This window comes from Kribbella yunnanensis (genome assembly GCF_039529655.1).
Taxonomy (GTDB): Bacteria; Actinomycetota; Actinomycetes; order Propionibacteriales; family Kribbellaceae; genus Kribbella; species Kribbella yunnanensis.
Genome location: NZ_BAAANF010000017.1, coordinates 334,275 through 351,620, shown reverse-complemented (window position 1 = coordinate 351,620; position 17,346 = coordinate 334,275). Strand labels below are relative to the sequence as shown.

Annotated in this window: 10 protein-coding genes; 4 read left to right on the top strand and 6 right to left on the bottom strand. The window is 67.4% G+C overall.

Annotated features, from left to right (window positions below):
• Window positions 1-79 precede the first annotated feature (79 nt).
• Entirely contained in the window at window positions 80-829 is a 750-nt protein-coding gene (locus tag ABD231_RS25080; RefSeq protein WP_344156731.1) for an MBL fold metallo-hydrolase, read from the top strand.
• 137 nt (window positions 830-966) lie between these two features.
• A complete protein-coding gene (locus ABD231_RS25075; RefSeq protein ID WP_344156730.1) occupies window positions 967-1,410 on the top strand; it encodes a lamin tail domain-containing protein in 444 nt (147 codons plus the stop codon).
• Here ABD231_RS25075 and ABD231_RS25070 read toward each other — a convergent pair.
• Both ABD231_RS25070 and ABD231_RS25065 read right to left on the bottom strand, forming a co-directional pair.
• On the bottom strand, window positions 1,407-2,669 hold the full coding sequence (locus tag ABD231_RS25070) for a M1 family metallopeptidase (protein WP_344156728.1): 1,263 nt from the start codon (window positions 2,667-2,669) through the stop codon (window positions 1,407-1,409). The two genes, ABD231_RS25075 and ABD231_RS25070, sit on opposite strands and share 4 nt — an antisense overlap.
• 11 nt (window positions 2,670-2,680) lie before the next feature.
• Window positions 2,681-3,538 (bottom strand): MOSC domain-containing protein, encoded by an 858-nt coding sequence (locus tag ABD231_RS25065; RefSeq protein WP_344156726.1) that lies wholly within the window; start codon window positions 3,536-3,538, stop codon window positions 2,681-2,683.
• 75 nt (window positions 3,539-3,613) lie between these two features.
• Between ABD231_RS25065 and ABD231_RS25060 the strand changes: the two genes are divergently transcribed.
• Window positions 3,614-4,102 carry a helix-turn-helix domain-containing protein gene (locus ABD231_RS25060; RefSeq protein WP_344156724.1) on the top strand — a complete coding sequence of 163 codons (489 nt, stop codon included), beginning with the start codon at window positions 3,614-3,616 and terminating at the stop codon, window positions 4,100-4,102.
• Here ABD231_RS25060 and ABD231_RS25055 read toward each other — a convergent pair.
• From ABD231_RS25055 to ABD231_RS25045, 3 genes are all read right to left on the bottom strand, one after another.
• Window positions 4,071-9,935 carry a hypothetical protein gene (locus tag ABD231_RS25055; RefSeq protein WP_344156723.1) on the bottom strand — a complete coding sequence of 1,955 codons (5,865 nt, stop codon included), beginning with the start codon at window positions 9,933-9,935 and terminating at the stop codon, window positions 4,071-4,073. The genes ABD231_RS25060 and ABD231_RS25055 overlap by 32 nt on opposite strands.
• A 114-nt stretch (window positions 9,936-10,049) precedes the next feature.
• The gene (locus ABD231_RS25050) at window positions 10,050-10,856 is read right to left on the bottom strand and encodes a spermidine synthase (RefSeq protein ID WP_344156722.1); all 807 of its coding nucleotides are present in this window, start codon (window positions 10,854-10,856) and stop codon (window positions 10,050-10,052) included.
• Window positions 10,857-10,871: 15 nt separating this feature from the next.
• Complete coding sequence (locus ABD231_RS25045; RefSeq protein ID WP_344156718.1) at window positions 10,872-12,005, bottom strand: glycerophosphodiester phosphodiesterase; 1,134 nt, start codon at window positions 12,003-12,005, stop codon at window positions 10,872-10,874.
• Between the two features lie 180 nt (window positions 12,006-12,185).
• On the opposite strand from ABD231_RS25045, the gene ABD231_RS25040 reads away from it, so the two are divergent.
• Complete coding sequence (locus ABD231_RS25040; protein WP_344156715.1) at window positions 12,186-13,178, top strand: malate dehydrogenase; 993 nt, start codon at window positions 12,186-12,188, stop codon at window positions 13,176-13,178.
• Window positions 13,179-14,063: 885 nt separating this feature from the next.
• Here ABD231_RS25040 and ABD231_RS25035 read toward each other — a convergent pair.
• On the bottom strand, window positions 14,064-17,345 hold the full coding sequence (locus ABD231_RS25035; protein ID WP_344156712.1) for a S8 family serine peptidase: 3,282 nt from the start codon (window positions 17,343-17,345) through the stop codon (window positions 14,064-14,066).
• Between the last annotated feature and the right edge of the window lies 1 nt (window position 17,346).

Sequence of the window (17,346 nt, the reverse complement as noted above, 5' to 3'; positions counted from 1 at the left end):
CAGTATATGGCCCGATCTTCAGGAACTGTGGCTCGCGGGCCAATGGTGATCTCGGCCGAAACGACCGAGGATCGAGGACATGAAGATCACGCACATCGGCGGGCCGACCGCTTTGTTCACGTACGGCGGCCTGACCTTCCTGACCGACCCTGCCTTCGACGAGCCGCGCGAGTACCAGATGCCGACCGGCCGGGTGATGAAGAAGTTGACCGGACCGGCGATCCCGGCGGCCGACCTCGGCCCGGTGGACGTCGTACTGCTCTCGCACGACGAGCATTTCGACAACCTCGACGTGTCGGGTCGCGCGCTGCTGCCGTCGATCCCCACTGTTCTGTCGACCCCCGGTGCGGGCACCCGGATCCCCGGTGTCCAGGGACTCGACAAATGGGAGTCGGCGACGATCGACGGGGTCACGGTGACCGCCGTACCGGCGTTGCACGGGCCGGAAGGCGCTGAGGCCGTACTGGGTGTCGTCACCGGGTTCGTCCTGCAGAGCGCAGACCTGCCGACCGTCTACGTGTCCGGCGACAACGCGTCCGTGGACCTGGTCAAGCAAATCGCCGACCGCTTCGGGCCGTTCGGTGTCGGCGTGCTCTTCGCCGGCGCGGCGCGGACCGTGCTGATGGACGGGGCCAACCTCACGCTGACGTCGGCCGAGGCTGTCGAGGCCGCCCACCTGCTCGCGCCGGCGACGATCATCCCGGTCCACACCGAGGGATGGACGCACTTCACCGAGGGCCCGGACCAGTTCGCGCAGGCCTTCGCCGATGCAGGTCTCACCGACCGTCTCCAGCTCCTCGAACACGGGGTTGCCACCGAGGTTCGTTGAGCCCTTGACGAACACGGAGCGTAACTCCTAAGGTCTCCAGAGCCGGGGGGACCGGCAGCACGAATCATCAGGGCCGGGGGGAATCTGGCCCACTGCCAAAGGGGATTTCCTTGTTCACGCGACGCTTCAGTCTGCCCATGTCCGGAATCGCAGCGACGGTCTTCGCCGCCGGAGCGCTGGTCGCTCCGCTTCCGGCCTCGGCTGCGGCACCGCAGTTCCTGATCGCCGGGATCCAGTACGACCCGGTCGGCAAGGACACCAGGACCAACGCACACATCAACCTCGAGTACATCAGCATCCGCAACAACACCACGCGTCCGCTCAGCCTGAAGGGCTACCGGATCCGTGATGCCGCCAGCCACGTCTACTACTTCCCGCCGACCTTCGTCCTGAAGGCGCGCAGCACGGTCCTGGTACACACCGGCAAGGGCCGCAACAGCGCGAACCATCTGTACTGGGGTTCGGGCAACTACATCTGGAACAACGACGGCGACACCGCGCGCCTGCAGAACTCGCTCAACAAGGTCATCGACTTCTGCACCTACAAGTACGTCGCCAATCGGGCCGCGCTCGCCTGCTAACCGATCCCGTGCGTGCGCCAGAACGGCGCCAGGTCAACGGAACTGGCGGCCTGCGCGGCGGTCTTGAAGTCGGCCGGGGTGACCACCCCGTGCCAATTGGCCTTCGCGTAGGACGCCAGCAGCCGGTCCATCACCGGCGTACCGATCAGGCGCTCGAGCTCGTGCAGCATGCAGGAACCGTAGGTGTAGACAAAGGTCCCGTACGACGAATCGTGCGCGCCCCAGTAGCCCATGTCCCGAGTGATTGCCACGGGCAACGTTCCCGGCCAGCACCCGACCCGGTGATTGTCCTCGAAGACATCAGTCGCGTACGTGGCAAAGGATTCGTCCAGCCAGGGATCGGCGTACTCGTTGTTGCCGACGATCCCGTACCACCACTGATGAGCCACCTCATGCACGACCGGGCTGTTCGGTGAGATCAGCAAGACGAACCCGGGGTATTCCATCCCGCTGAACTTCGTCCACCGATCGTTCAGCACCAGATCGAGCTCATGATCCGGGTACGCACCGAACCGCCGACCGAACTCGTCGAGCGCCGCGGCCGCATCAGCCCGAGCCGCGTCGACCGCGGCCGCCGTGACCATCGGCGTCGCCCAGGTCCGCACGGTCACACCACCCGGCGACGTTACCGACGTACTCCGAAACGGACCAGCAGCCCAAGCGAAATCCCTTACCTGCTTCGCGATTGCGACCCCATCCGTCGTCACTCCGGTCGACGGTACGGCGATGTTCCCGGTGTGCGTGAGCCGTACGGCGAAGTCGGCCGCGACCGTGTAGAAGCTCTCCCCGATCCCCATGTCACGCTCGAGATGCCAGCCAGTCGCATCACGAACCGCCAGGACCGGAAGCGCGTTCCCGAAGAAGCTGAACTCACCGGAACGCCCGAACCGATCCTCACGATCCGGCGCAGTGAGCTTCACATCGAAGCTGATCGACGTCCGCTCCCCTGGTTTCAGCGCCTTCGGCAACGAAAACTTGACCACCGTGCAGTCACGCAGAGCCGTGCCACCCAGGACCTCAACCGAGCCGCAACCACGCGAGTTGCCCCACAGCCGCACGTAGACCTCCGGCAGCGCCTCCGCCGCGGTGTTCGTGAAGCTGACAGTCTCCCGCCCCGACCAGGTCCGTCCATCGGGCGTGCCGGTCAACGAGACTTCGTACGACGGCGCACCCGGCGCCGGCGGCGTTGCCATCAGCAAGGAACTGGGGGCTACCAGCAACGAGGTAGGAGCCAGCAGCAACAGTAGGAGCCGGTGCACAGCTCCGGACGCTACCGGGTGGCGGGCGCCGGATCCGTTCCGGCCGGGATCCAGTCGTGTACCAAGATCTCATCACCGACCGTGACCATCCCCGGGGTCAGCACAGCCGCCTTCATCCCGAAGCTGACCCCACCGCCGTACGCCGGCTCCCGACGATACGAGGCCAAGGTCCGGGTCGGCTCCGGCCCGGATTTACGGCCGGTCGCCTGGTCGACAGTCGGTACGGCGCAACGGATCGCCCGCGCGGAGTAGCCGATCTCGACCGCGCCGAGCGACATCCGCAGTACCCGGTCCTCGGTGTGCGGTTCGGACCAGCCCGAGATCACGACGTTCGGCCGGAAGCGGTTCATCGGGATCGCCTCGCCACCGCGGCTCGCGATTCGCTCGTTCAGCCCGTCGAGCGACGACAGCGAGGTGATCAGCAGCGCATGCGCGTCGCCGAAACCGGTCTCGCCGCGATGCACACCCCAACCGGGCCGCTCGTGCTCCGGCGTCACCCTCACGAGGCCAACCGGCCGATCGAGCCGCGCGGAAAACCACTCGTCCGCCGCCGCGTCCTGCACCACGCCCAGCCCGAACCACTTGCCGAACAGGCTGACGTCGCGCCGCTTCCCGTCGTACTGGATCGGTACGACGAGGTCGGGCGCATCCGCCGCGGACAGCTGCAGCGTGTCGCCGGCGAGCTCGGCCCGCAGCGCGGCCATCGCGGGCACCGACCGCTGACTGAGGAAGGTCCCGTCGGGGTCGACCAGCATGAAAGTGCGGTCGCCGGCGACTCCGCTCGGCCCGATCTCGGCCTGCTCGACCGGTACGCCGGACAGTCCCTTAACGGGGTAGTGAACCAAGGCAGCCACGCGCGCGACAGACATGCGCCCATCCTACGGGTCGCCGTCACTTGAATTGTTCATTCATGTTGACTTATGTTTGGTCATGAGGAGGTTGTCATGCAGCTGGAAGCGTTCACCGGCGCTCTGCAGCGCGTCCGCCAGGATGCCGGTCTCAGCTATCGCGAGCTGGCCGATCAGGCCCACTACTCCCACGCCCATCTGGTCCGCGCGACCAGCGGCAAGCAGCTACCGAGCTGGCCGGTGACAGTCGCGTTCCTGACCGGGTGCGACGTACCAGCTGAGCTCCTGCCGATCTGGCGGCGGCATTGGGAGGCGGCCGCCCGCGACCCCCAGGACGTCAGCGAGCTGCTGCGCGCGGCCGCGACCCCAGAGGACCTGGGTGCGGCGCTCACCGCGCTGACCAGGCCGCGATCACTCCGCTCGCTGGAGCGGCTCACTGGCATCCCGCGGGCCACCCTGCAGAGCTGGCTGCGAGGCGGCCGCGTACCGCGACCGGACCGGCTGGATCAGTTCATCCTGGCGCTCGGCGCGAGCCGCACCGAGCGCCTCGCCTTCAGCGACTGCGTCGACCGGCTCGCCGGCTGACCACGATCAGCACGGTCCCGGCCGCCAGCAGGATGAGCGCCATCGCGACCGCCCAGAACCCAACCGGGCTACCCGTATCGGGGAGATCCGGCTTCGGAGGCTCAGGCTTCGGCGTCACCGCGGTCGTCACCGTGCTGGTGTTGTCGTGAGGGTCCGGATCGGGCGTCACCGACGTCGCGGTCGCGGTGTTGGCCACCGACTTGCTCCCGTACTTCGGATCCACCACCACGTCGAGCACGATCACCGCCGTCTTCCCGGGGTCGATCCGCTCGAGCGCACAGGTGATGAGCTGCCCGACCGCCTGGCACCGCGCCGGCGTCGCCCGCAACCGCAGCCCGGCCGCGAGCTCGTCGGTCACCGACACCTTCAGCGCCACCGACGGTCCGGCGTTGTGCACCGCGATCCGGTACCGCAACGATCCACCCGCGACCACAGTCGGGCTGGACGCCGTCTTGAAGACCTCGAGGTTCGCCGACCGCCCAGGACGCCCGGTCACCCTCGCCTCGTTGTTCGCGCTGACCGGATCCGGCGTGGCCGACCCCACCCGCGCCAGGTTCGTTAGTTCACCACTGAACCCCGGTACGACGGTAGCCGTGATCCTGACCGTGATCACCGCCCCCTCGGCCAGGGACGCCGTACCGCACTGAACAACCCCCGCCTCCGGAGCATCCGGCGCCCCAGCGCCCCGGCCACCAGTGGTGGCAGGAGACAGGATGTTGCGACCGGAGACCTGTGGCACGGGGTCTCCGGCCCCCGGTTCAGGTCTCGCGCCACCACTGGTGGCGCGGGCGGGCACGGGCGGCGGGAGTACGAGGCAGGGGGTGGTTGCGGAGATGTTGGTTAGGCCGCGCGGGAGTTCGTCGGTGATGATGAGCTTGCGGGCATCGGACGGGCCGTTGTTGCGAACCGTCAGCGTGTAGGTCACCTGCTGACCCGCCACGGGATTGGCCGGCGACATCGTCTTGGTGATGGCCAGATCGGCCTGCGCGGCCACCGGCGAAACGCTCGTTCCGGTGTTGTTGTCCTTGTCCGGATCGGGTGTCGTTGACGTGGCCGCGGCGGTGTTGGTCAACGTCGCGCCGTCATACCCAGCCGACAGCTTCACCCGGATCGAGAGCAACACCTGCCCGATCGGTACGTCGCCCAGCGCGCACCGGACCGTGGATCCGTCGACCTGGCACGGCGTTCCCGCCGACACGATCGTCAGACCGGCCGGGATCGTGTCGGTCACCACCACCGAACGCGCGACCGACGGTCCCGCATTGGTGACCACAAGAGCGTAATCGAAGGTACTGCCCGGCGTGACGGTCCCCGGCTCGGACTGCTTCGTCACCTGAACGTCAGCGCTGGTACCGACTGGGATCGTCACGGTCGAACTGTTGTTGGTGTCAACGGGATCCGGCACCGGCGATTTCACCGTCGCAGTGTTCGCAACCGTCGTACCGGAGTAGCCGGAGTCGAGGACGGCCGAGACGACGACCGTCGCCGACTTGCCTGCGACAAGTGTGCCCAGTGCACACTCGATGTTCGGCCCGGTGACCGTGCAGTCGGGCTCGACCTTGACCACCGCAAGCCCAGTCGGCAGCGTGTCCGCCAAGGCGACCGCGGTCGCGTCCGACGGGCCGTTGTTGACGACGGTGAGGCGATAGGTCACACCACCACCAGCGGTCGCGTACTTCTCGTCGCTCGTCTTGACGACCGTGAGATCGGCAGACTGGTCGACCTCCGTGGTGATCGTGCTGGTGTTGTCGGCCGGATCCGGATCCGGTGTCGTACTAGCGACACTGGCCGCGTTCGTGATCGGCGCAGCGTGGCCCGAATCCACCTTGACCCGGATCTGCACAACTGCCTCTGCACCCGGTCCCATCGTCCCGAGCATGCAGCTCACCGCCGTGGTGCAAGTGCCTTCGGCGCTAGTTGCCTCCAGCACCGATACGCCGGTCGGCAGGGTGTCGGTCACGGTGACGGCCTGCGCGCTCGACGGACCGTCGTTGTGCACGGTCAGGGTGTAGAGGCCCTCGCCACCAGCGACCAGCGAGGACGGCTTCACCGACTTGGTGATCGACAGATTAGCCGAGGAGGTGACCACAGTGTCGGCCGTGCTGCGGTTGTTGGAGTCGTTCGGATCGGGCGTCTGCGCACTGACCGTCGCCGCGTTGATCAACTTGCCCGAGGCAAGGGCCGGGTCGACCTTGGTCACCACGGTGATGACGAGCTGACCACCAGGCTTGACCCGACCGGCCGGGCAGATCACCACCGGCTCCGAGACCGACGGGTCCTGCAGGCAGTCGCCGGCGGGACTCGATCCGCGGACATACGTCGTACCGGCTGGCAGAGTGTCGGTGACAACCGCGCCGACCGCATCGGAAGGACCGGCGTTCCCAATTGTCAGCGTGTAGGTCAACTCGTTGCCTGCGACAACGGCCGAGGGAGCGGTCTTGGTGATCGACAGATCCGCGCGCGCCTGGACGGTCGTCGTACTGGTCGCGGTGTTGTCGGAGTCAGTCGGATCCTCCGGCGTCTTCGCGCCGGCCGACGCCGTGTTGGTCAACGCACCGGGCACGGTCCCCGGGGCAATCGTGCCGGTGACCTTGACCGCGAAGCTGTCCCCAGCTGCCAGCGTGGCCAACTCACAAGTCACTCGCCCATCGCTGACCTTGCAGGTCGCGCCGCCGGTCGGCGAGGCGCTCACGCCGGTCACCGCAGCCGGTGCGTCGTCGTCCAGCGAAACGCTCTGCGCATCGGACGGTCCGGCGTTGCTGACGGTGAGGTTGTAGGTGATCGTCTCACCGGCGACGACCGGGTCGGGGCTGACGGTCTTGGTCAGGGTGATGTTCGCTTGGGCACCAGTGAGCAGTGTGTACGTCGCGCTGTTGTTGTCCGCGACCGGATCCGGGGTCGGCGACGAGACCCTGGCCGTGTTGGCGAGTTCGTTCGGCGGGGTTCCGGAGGGGACGTTCGCGACCACGGTCACGGTGATTTCGTCGCCTGGGGCAACTGTTCCGACTGCGCAGGTGACGGTGCCGTTGGCCTGTTCGCACGAGCCCTGTGATGTCGTGGCCGAGACATACTTCAGCGGCGCGGGAACCGGGTCGGTCACCGTCACCGATTGCGCGGCCGACGGGCCGTTGTTCGTGATCGTCAGCTTGTAGCTGACGGGTTGCCCGGCGTGGACCGGCGCGGGTTGCGCGGTCTTGGTGATCGCCAGGTCCGCGCTCGCGCTGAGGTTGTCGGTGGTCCGGCCGGTGTTGTTGGACTTCTCCGGATCGGGCGTCGTGCTGGTTGCGGTGGCGCTGTTGGTCAGCGTGCCAGTGGCGGTCGCGGACACCTTGGCAGTAACGGTGATCGTGGCGTTCGAACCGGCCCCAAGGTCGCCCAGCGCGCAGCGAATCTCCCCGGATGACACGGTGCAGGAACCCGCCGTCGAGTCGGCGGTCGCGTCGCTCAACGCGGCCGGGAGGTCATCGGCGACCTGCACACCACGGGCATCGGACGGGCCGTCATTGTGCACGGTGATCTGGTAGGTGACCGACTTGCCCGGGACCACCGGATTCGTGATGGTCTGCTTGCCGACGACCAGGTCAGCCTTCGGATCACCTGGCGTGATGGTCGCCGTACCGGTGTTGTTGGACGGGTCCGGATCCGGGGTTGCACTCGAGACGGCGGCGCCGTTGGTGAGCGGACCACCTTGGTACGCCGAATCGAGGGTCGCTGTCACCTGGATGACCAGCGTGGCGTTACCGGCCAAGGTGTCGACGAGGCAGGTGATGTCTTGGCCAGCCGCCGAACACCCGGCAGGGACTGGGGCCTGGGCATCGATGATCGTCAGACCGACCGGGAGCGAATCGGCAACCCGGACCTGCTGCGCCGCGGACGGACCGTTGTTCTTCACGGTCAGCGTGTATTTGACCTTCTCACCGGCCGCCGGGTTGTCCGGGACAACTGCCTTCTGCAGTGAGAGGTCGGCGACTCGGGTCACCGGGGTAGTTACCGAGGCTGTGTTGTTGTTCGGGTTCGGGTCGGAGGTCGAGGTGGTCGCGGTGGCGACGTTCGTCAGGCCCGTTGCTGTGCTGGCAGCGGGGACCTTCACCACGACAGTGATCGTGGCACTCGACCCGGACGGAATATCGCCGAGTGTGCAACTCAGTGTCCCGCCACACGTGCCCTGGGTCGGTGTGGCCGAGACGAACTCGACGCCGGCGGGCAAAGTGTCGGTGACCGCGACTTCCTTCGCCGTATTCGGACCGTTGTTCTTGGCAACGATCGTGTAGGTCAGGTCGGCGCCGGCCGGCACCGGGTCCGGCGTACCGGTCTTGGTGAGCTGGAGATCGGCCGAGGCGGCCACCGGCGTACGGACCTCGTCGGGGCGGTAGGTGTACGGCTTGTTGAGGGTCTCGGCGGTGTAGTCGAGATAGCCGGTGTTCACGACCGTGGTCCCGGCCGACGCGTCATCGAGAGTGACCCGGAACTGGACCGTGGTGCTCTGGTTCTTCTTCAGCCGGCCGCCGGTGGCCGCGTTCGCACCTGTGCCAACCCGGAAGCGGGCAGTCCGCGAGGCAGCGTCGTACTCGGCCTGGTCGTCGCCGGCCTGATCCGTCTTGGCGCCGGCCACGGCTCCCATCGACACCGAGAGCGAGCCCGGCACGTACGTCGTGTTCGGCGGCAGGGTGTCCCGGACCACGGCCTTGAGCGCGTCGTCGTCGCCGGTGTTGCCGAAGTTGAGCGTGTACTCGAGAGTGTCGCCGACCTTGGCCGGGTCGTTGCCGGCCAGGTTGCGAACCGTCTTGGTGCCCTTGATTGCCGGCGCATAGAGGTCGATCTGGGTGGTCAGCGCGGCCGGATAGTAGAAGTCGCCGGTGCTCGCGAAGGTGAGCTCGGCGCTGGTGGCGCTGTTCGGAAGGATGCCGGCGGCATCGACCACCTTCGCGTCCAGACCGAGGTTGTTCAGCGCGGCCGGATTGCGGTTGGTGAGGTTCGCGCCGGCATCGGTGACCCGGCTGCCGAAGAAGTTGGCCGACGGGCTCTGCGCGTCCGCGAGACGGGTGCCGTTGACCGCGAAATAGTCGCCGCTGATCCCGGCATCGCCTTCGTAGGTGACGCTGCCGAAGCGGGCATTCACCGCGCCGCTCGGTGGGGCGAGGAAGCCGGAGATGCTGGTCTTGATCACATCACCGGTGGTCACGCGCGCATAGCCGTTGAAGACGGTCAGGTCGCGCAACGGCTCGTCCGCGTCCTCATACGCGATCACCAGACTCCAACCGGCGTACCGGTCCGATCCGGTGCCTGCGGCAACATCCGCACCCCAGTACTCGCCGCTGCCGGCGTTCTGCACGAGCTCGGTGACATCGCGGTAGGACGAGTAGTCCTGGGTCTGCGCACTCAGATAGTCGGTCCGCCCGGCCGTCAGCGATTGGTACGTCGTTGCCCCCGGCACCTTGAGCTTGATCGTTGTGCCGTCGCCACTGCTCGCCGTACCGCCGGTGCCTGCGGCGCGCGAGGCTCCCCAGAACAGTCCGGCGAAGATGACCTTCGCGCCATCAGGCACAGTCACCGTGGCTGCGGACGAGGACTTCGTTGCCGCGTCGGCGTCGGCATCGAGCAGGCGCATCGCCCATTCGTTGTTCGAGGCCCCTGAACTGCTGCCGGCCAGCGCGGACTTGCAGGCCGTGGCCGCGGTATCGCAGGTCTCCAGCGCATTGCCGGTGATCCGGATCGAGCCGTTGGTCTGGGTACCGAAGACCTTGCCGAAGGTCCGGATCGTCTCCGCGTGTGCCGTTGCCGTGGGCACCAGACCGGCGCCGGCGACGAGCAGTAGAGCGATTCCCAGTGCCACGCGGGGCACTGAGCGCAGCCGAGCCATCCCAGACCCCCGTATCATCGGTGGCGGGCGGCGCCGACACCTACATATCACAGTCTGTAGCCTGTCAGCTACATCCTGTGCGGTGGGTCAGGGACGAAATGTGCCTGGTGGCGCGGCCGGCGGCGTGAACCCGTCGCTGTCCGTCAGCACGGTCGCCTTCCCGGCCAATTCGGTCAGCGGAGTCACGTCGTACGGCGGCTGTGCGCGGCGACCGGTCGCGGTCAGATCGGGCACCTCGTGCGGGGAGGCGATCAGGATGACGTTGCCGAACCCCTTGCCGCGAAGCACCTTGCGCTCGGCCAGTACGACGCCCTCGCCCAGGACGGTTCGCACGGTGGCCGCCGTACGGCGAATGAACGGCAGCCCGGCCTGACCGTCGATCAGGTTGGCGATCAGCAGGCCGGTCGGGCGCAGGACGCGGGCGCATTCGGCGAAGAACTCGGTGGTGACCAGGTTCGCCGGGACCGCCTCACGCTCGAACGCATCCAGGATCAGGACGTCCATCGAGTCGTCGTACAGGTCGGTGATCCCGGCCCGGCCGGTGGCCCCGCGGACCTTGATCCCGGACCGCTTCGGCAGCGGCAGGGCCTCCCGGACGAACTCGGTCAGATCCTCGTCCGGTTCGAGCACGATCTGGCGGGACCGCGGGCGGGTGGTCGCGACGTACCGCGGCAGGCTGAGCGCGGCACCCCCGATATGCGTGACCGCGATCGGCTGCCGGCGGGGCGTCATGGTGTCGAGTACGTCGGCGATCCGGCGCATGTACTCGAAGGACAGGTGGGTGGGATCCGCGAGATCGACCTGCGACTGCAGCGAGCCGTCGACGCGCAGGACGAACGTGCCGTCCGGCGCTGCCTCGACCGTCGCTGTCCCCGAGCCGACTTTGCGTTCCACCCACCTATCATGCCCTCACTTGGTTTCCTTCTCCTGGGCCACCGCTACGTCGGTGTTGTCGGTGAAGAGGCCGTCGATCCCGAGCTTCCGGTACGTCGCGATCTCGCCGAACAGGTTGCCGGAGTCCGACGGGACCGCGTCGCTGTCGAATTCGTTCGGCAGGAAGTTGTTCTCGACCCGGAAGGTGTACGGGTGCACGACCAGGCCGGCCCGGTGCGCGTCGGCGACCAGCGTGGTCGGCTTGCCCTGCTTGCCGTCGGCCGTGAACGGGATGATCTGCGCCTTGTACGGACCGAGACCCGCGGCGTACTTGGCAACATCCTTCAGGCCGTTCGGGCTGGTGATGTCGGCGTACGTGCGCTTGTCACCGGCGACCGTGAAGTCGTACGGCTGGCCGACGGCGTCGGTCAGCTGGACCAGCGGGACCCGGAGCTGCTTGTGCAGGGCGATCAGGTTCGAGACCTCGAACGACTGCACGAACACCTTGGCGTCCGGGCGGTTCAGGCCGTTGCGGTTCAGCGTCTTCACCAGCTCGGGCTCGAGCGCGAGACCCTGCTGCTGGAAGTACGTCGGGTGCTTGGTCTCGGGGTAGATGCCGACCGGGCGGCCGAGCTCCTTGGACAGCCGCTTGCTCAGGTCGATGACCTCCTGGAAGGTCGGGATCTGGTACCGGCCGTTGAACACGGTGTTGTGCTGCCGGATCGCCGGGATCCGCTCGACCGCACGCAGGGTCTTCAGCTCCTTGAGCGTGAAGTCCTCGGTGAACCAGCCGGTCAGCGATGTCCCGTCGAGCACCTTCGTCTTCTTCCGGTTCGCGAACTCCGGGTGCTGCGCGACGTCCGTCGTACCGCCGATCTCCGGCTCGTGCCGGGCGACCAGGACCCGGTCCTTGGTGGTGACCAGGTCGGGCTCGATGTAGTCGGCGCCCATCCGGGCGGCCAGCTCGTACGACGCCAGGGTGTGCTCGGGGCGGTAGCCGGAGGCACCACGGTGGCCGACGATGACGAATTCGTCGCGGTGGTGGTACGCCGAACCGGCGACCTGAGCCTGGTCGCCGTTCTGCTGGGTGGCCTGCTGGACAGCCTGCGGGGCCAGCAGGGCCGTACCGACCGCGAGGGCCGAGACGGCGACGGGGACGAACCGCTTCATGCACTTACTCCTTACAAGTCAGGGACTGTCGAGAACCTTCTGCTACCTCTGCGTCCGGCAGATGACCGCTCGGTGAACGAACCGCTGATGATGTGAGCAAGTCGGAGGTGACCCAGGGTTGGGCCCGCCTGCGGATGTTGCTAGCGTCCGAAGCACAAGAATGCACAGATTGGAGCTGTCGTGAGCATTACACCGGTAAAGGTGGCCGTCACCGGAGCCGCCGGGAACATCGGCTACAGCCTGCTGTTCCGGATCGCGAGCGGTGCCCTGCTCGGCCCGGACACCCCGGTGGAGCTGCGGCTGCTCGAGATCACCCCGGCGCTGAAGGCGGTCGAGGGCGTCGTCATGGAACTCGAGGACTCCGCCTTCCCGACCCTGGCCGGCGTCGAGATCGGCGACGACCCGAACGTCATCTTCGACGGCGCGAACGTCGCCCTGCTGGTCGGCGCCCGGCCGCGGACCAAGGGCATGGAGCGCGGTGACCTCCTCGAGGCCAACGGCGCGATCTTCACCGGCCAGGGCAAGGCACTGAACGACCACGCCGCCGACGATATCCGGATTACCGTCACCGGCAACCCCGCGAACACCAACGCGCTGATCGCCCGCAGCAACGCCCCGGACATCCCCGCCGAGCGCTTCTCCGCACTCACGCGGCTGGACCACAACCGGGCGCTCGCGCAACTGGCCCGCAAGGCCGGCGTCCACGTCACCGACCTGAAGAAGCTGACCATCTGGGGCAACCACTCGGCCACCCAGTACCCGGACATCTTCCACGCCGAGGTAGCCGGCAAGAACACCGCCGACTTCACCGCCGACACCGACTGGCTCGAGAACGACTTCATCCCGACCGTCCAGAAGCGCGGCGCCGCCATCATCGAAGCCCGCGGCGCCTCCTCGGCCGCCTCCGCCGCAGCCGCCACCATCGACCACACCCGCGACTGGCTGAAGGGCTCCGCCGACGGCGACTGGCTCTCCATGGCGGTCGTCTCCGACGGCTCCTACGGAGTCCCCGAAGGCCTCATCTCCTCCTTCCCCGTCACCACCAAGGACGGCAACTGGGAAATCGTCCAGGGCCTCGACATCAACGACTTCTCCCGAGCCCGCATCGACGCCTCCACCGCCGAACTGGCCGAAGAACGAGACGCCGTCCAAGCCCTGAACCTCCTCGGCTAAAACGACACCGCGATCCCACCCCTAACGTGGTCATCGAACGAAGCCCTCGCCCCGGCGAGGGCTTCGTGCTTCCACCCCCAAATGCGCTCGGCGCCCCCGGGCGGCTCAGGCAGCTTCGAATGCGGCCGGATTCGTGGGTGCCGGGCCCTCGCCGCTGCGCCGGCTTACAGAGGGGGTGTGGCTGGTGCGGGCGGGTGGCTGAGGGGGATGGCGAGGACGGCGATCGAGTGCCCGTCACCTAGGGCTGACGGGCTTCGGTTGCGGTTGAAGACGAGGTTGCCAATTAGGTGACCGCCGCGGGTGGTTCGTCCACTGCGCGGAGCCTTCGGCTCGAGCGGCTGGTTTGGCCGGTGCGGGGAGTGTCTTGGGCCCGAGCGGCCCAAGATGCACCCCACACTCCATCTCCCGGCGCGAAATTCGCCACCGACGACGATCCACGGATCATCACTGCCACGGAGCGGCAGTAGGTATCCGCAAAGCGTCGTTTCGCCTTTGAGGGCTGGTGTTTGAGCCAACTGTTCGTCACATGCGGGCACCTATGTTCCACACAGCTCTCGTACAGCAACCAAAGCCCGTCAGCCCAGGCAACGTGCACCCAGGCGCTACCCCGCCAACCGGCTCAGCCACAGACCCGCCCCGCCACACCTCCTCTGTAGGCCGGCCGCAGCGGCGAGAGCTCGGCACCCACGCTCCCGGCCGCAGACCAGCGCGCCCCAGCCACCGACCGCCGTACCGAAGTTGACGAAACCCGCCGAGGGCGGATCCACCGGGGAGGCTGCGCCGGAGGCGCCAAAAAGTCTGTCGCCGCCGGAGGCGGTGTCGTTTGGGGCGGCGGCAAATGGAGCCGCCGCCGAAGGTGGTGTCCTTCGGCGGCGGGCGAGTGGGTTACTTCAGGTGGTAGGCGGAGGTGGTGGATTGGTTGGTGGTGTTGCCGGCTTGGTCAATGAGGTGGGCTCTTAGGGAGATGGTGGTGCCGGCGGGGGTGGTGAAGGTGGCTTTGTAGCCCTTGGCGGTTCTGGTCACCTTGGCGGTGGTCCAGGTGGTGCCGTTGTCGCCGGAGACCTCGACCTTCACGGACTTGAGGTGTTTGGCGCCGTCGATCACCAGTGGGAGGGTGGTCACCTTGGTGCGCACAGCCCGGTTGTGGGCGTCGACCGGGGGCTGGAAGCGGGCTGTCATGATCGGCAGCTGGGTCCAGGTGGTGGTTGCGGCTGAGGTGAAGGTCGCGTCCAGGTCGACTCGGGTGGCGAAGGGTGAGACCGACTGGGTGCCGGTGGTGACGAGCTTGTACGTCGTCTTCTCCGCCGGCTGGTCGCTTGCTTCGACGGACCCGAAGCGGTTGGATGTCGCGACCTGCTCGCCGTTGCGGGTGAGGATGCTGCTCCCCGAGTCGATTTGGACGGATCCTCTTGCACCGCTGGCGTCACCGTAGTTGCCGACGTACACACCGAGGTTGTTGCCGATGCGCGACGTACCGCCGGCCGGGCCGAAGGCTGCCACGTTCAGCTGCTCGTGGTAGGTCCGGCCTGCCTGGTAGTTCTTCAGTTGACCGACGAGCTGCCACCTGGGTCGCGCGAACGGATCCTCCGGCGACGCTGCTTCCTCGATGTTCGTGTTCCAGCCGGCCTTCGCGTCGACGTAGTACCGGATCGCTCGTGGCGTGTCGAGGTAGATGGCTCGCGCACCGGACCAGCCGACGCCTTCGAGGGCCGGGAAGATGAACGCGATTGCCCGCCGGTCGGTCGTCGCGTGCGCCTGGGTGTCGACCACCGCGAGGTCCTTCGGCCGTACGGTCCGGTTGTACCCGGTGGGGAACTCGCCCAGCTGACGTTCCGCCAGGGCGTACAGATACGGGGTGTTGAAGAAGAAGCCCTCCTCGCCTCGAACACCCCACTGCGACGCGATATGACCGATCATCTCGGCTTCCGTCAGCTTCGGGCCGGTGCTGTACGTGAACATCTCGCCGTTGCCGAAACCGCTTGCCTCGTTGCTGTAGCCGGCGTTCACGCCCGGTTTCGTCCGGTCGTAGCCGATGGCGGACGTGGCCTGCTCGGCACCGGCCTTCGGCGCGTTGGTCACGACCGGCTTGGCCAGGCGGGCGTCGAGTACGACCGTGCGATCGGCGTCGACCTGTACCTGCGGTGCGACGAGCTGGAAGAAGATCCAGTCCTCCTCGCCCCGCTCGAACTCCTGGAACTGGCCAACCAGGTACTCGCCCGCCGGAAGCTTGGCCTTGACCACGCCATCGGCGTTGGGGTCGAACGACAGCAACTCGCCCTTGTCCACGGCATAGACCTTGACCGGGTAGTCGGACGGCTTCCCGTCGCGAGCGAGGGTCTGCACGGTCAGCGTGTGCGACTCGACCTCCTTGTCGGCACCGACCGGTACGACGACCGTCTGGCCGCCGCCCGTGGCCGTGATGCGACCGGAGTACAGGCCGTCCGGCCCACTGTGGTTCGTCTTCGAGGTCGCTTGCACAGAAGCGGTTCCGCCGGCCGGGACCGTCACGGTCGGCGCACTGAGCTGCAGTGCATCCGCCGGAGCAGCCGCCCCCGTGCCGTCCTTGTACGTCGTCGCCAGGTTCAGCGTGATCGGCTGATCGCCAAGGTTTCGGTACGTCAGCGTCTTCACCACCGGCTCGTCGTCGGTGTGCGGGTAGGTCGCCAGGCCGAAGGACAGACTGCCCTCCGCAGCGACCACGGTCTGCTTGATCGCAGCCGCGACATCGATCCGCCCGGCACCCTGCTGGAACGAGGTCTGATCGGCGGCCACCTTGGCCGAACCCATCAGCGTGCTCTTCAGCTCACCTGCCTTCCACGACGGGTGCTCCTGCGCCAGCAGCGCCGCGGCACCGGCGGTGTGCGGGGTCGCCATCGACGTACCGTTGAGTCGCAAGTACTGGTCGCCGACCGGCTCACCGATCGAAGAGTTCTTCGCCTTGGCCGCAACGATGTCCACACCCGGCGCGGTGACGTCAGGCTTCACCGCGCTGTCACCGACGCGCGGGCCGATGCTGGAAAAGTAGGCCAGGCCGTCCTGCTTGTCGACCGCACCAACGGTCAGCGCGGCTTCGGCGCTGCCCGGCGACTCGACCGACCCGGCACCGGCCAGCCCACTGTTGCCAGCGGCAACGACAAAGAGGGTGCCGGTCTCCGCGGTCAGCCGATTGACGGCCTCCTCGATCGGGTCGATCTCCGGGGTGTCCTCACCACCGATGCTGAAGTTGACGACCTTGGCCTTGACCTCCTTGGCCGCCCACTCCATCCCGGCGAGCATGTCGGACTCGTAGCAGCCCTCCTCGACGCAGATCTTGCCGTCGTAGATCTTCGCGTCCGGCGCCACGCCCTTGTACTTCCCGCCCGACGCGGCGCCCGTTCCGGCGATCGTCGAGGCGACGTGCGTGCCGTGGCCGATGATGTCCTCGGCCGACTCGGTGGTGAAGTTCTTCGCCCCGGCAACCTGCGTCGCCAGATCCGGGTGCGTCGCATCAACCCCGGTGTCCAGTACGGCGACGGTCACGCCCTTACCGGTGTATCCCGCGGCCCACGCAGCCGGTCCACCGATCTGCGGCACCGACTCGTCCAGCGTCACCTTGCGCTTGCCGTCCAGCCACAGCTTGGCGAACCCGCCGGCCGATCGAGCCGTCGGCTTGCCGAGGAACGCGGCCGCCTTCGACTTGTCCACGTCCAGCGCCGCGCCCTTGATCGACGGCAACTGCCGCGTGACCTTCGCCCCGACCGGCGTGCTTCGCTTCGCCTTGCCGTCGTACGTCGCCAGCACCGGGATCACCTTCGACGACGCGTCGTCGTACCCGGCCTTGATCAGCCCGGTCACATCGAACAGCCGCGGATCCAGCCGTCCCTCCCCGACCGCCTTCACGGCGTCGGCCGGGATCACATACGAGTGGTCCTTGGTCCGCTCCTTCTGGAAGACCATGTCCTCGCGGCCCGGTCCGGCGTACACGGTCTGCTTCGCCGGATCACCGCCGTGCAGCACAACCCGGTCACCGGTGATCAGCGTGACCTGCACATCTTTTCCACCAAGCGCCGCCGGCGCGGCGGGTGCCGGTGCCGGCGCTGCCACCGCCTGCCCGCTCAAGCCAGTCAATGCAAGACCCGCGACAGCCAGTACGGCGATCGCGGGTCTCGTCCTCGAACTCCGAGTCACG